Source organism: Amycolatopsis sp. SID8362, from assembly GCF_010550475.1.
Taxonomy (GTDB): domain Bacteria; phylum Actinomycetota; class Actinomycetes; order Mycobacteriales; family Pseudonocardiaceae; genus Amycolatopsis; species Amycolatopsis eburnea.
Map to the genome: position 1 here is coordinate 1 of NZ_JAAGNB010000608.1, position 582 is coordinate 582.

The 582-nt window shown below is 75.6% G+C and carries 2 protein-coding genes; both read left to right on the plus strand.

Annotated features, from left to right (window positions below):
- On the plus strand, nt 1–262 hold a 262-nt coding region (locus G3I65_RS18865), incomplete at its 5' end, for a hypothetical protein (RefSeq protein WP_160697279.1).
- Nucleotides 263–266: 4 nt separating this feature from the next.
- A partial coding sequence (locus tag G3I65_RS18870) for a hypothetical protein (protein ID WP_160697280.1) occupies nt 267–582 on the plus strand: 316 nt, incomplete at its 3' end.

Genomic DNA, 582 nt, shown 5'->3' on the forward strand with positions numbered 1-582 from the left:
CCTGCGCGGGGTCGTCGACGGGCTGTCGCTGGCGGAACCCGTGCGGGCCGCGGCGCTGTCGGCGGCGATGATGGCGGAGCCCGGCGTCGTCGACGTCGGCGACCTGCACCTGATGCGGTTCCCGTTCGCCGTCGACGACGTGGGGTCCGGCGGCGAGAGCGACACCTCGCCCGACGTGCTCGACCTGGACGAGAACCTCGTCGTGGGTGCCGACCAGATCGCGGTCTTCGTCGAGTCGCCCGGCCGGATGACGGTGCGGTGAAGCCATGACGACCCGTTCCCCGCTCGACCCGGACCGCCTCGGCGCCGGGGTGCTGGCCGCCGCGGCGGCCGAACTGATCGGGCCGCTGGCACCGGCGGCCACCCCGCGCCCGCTGACCCTGCGTCCCACGGCGACCCCGGGACAGGCCGAAGCGGTGGTCGACACGACGACCCGGCACCCGCTGGTGCTGTGCACCGTGCTGTCCGATGTGGACGTCCAGGGCCTGGCGATCCTGCCCGCGCTGAAGTCCGGCGGCGGCGCGCCGCAGTCGCTGCCGGTGGTGACGTTCGCGCCGCACACCGCGGCGGGCACCGCGCTGC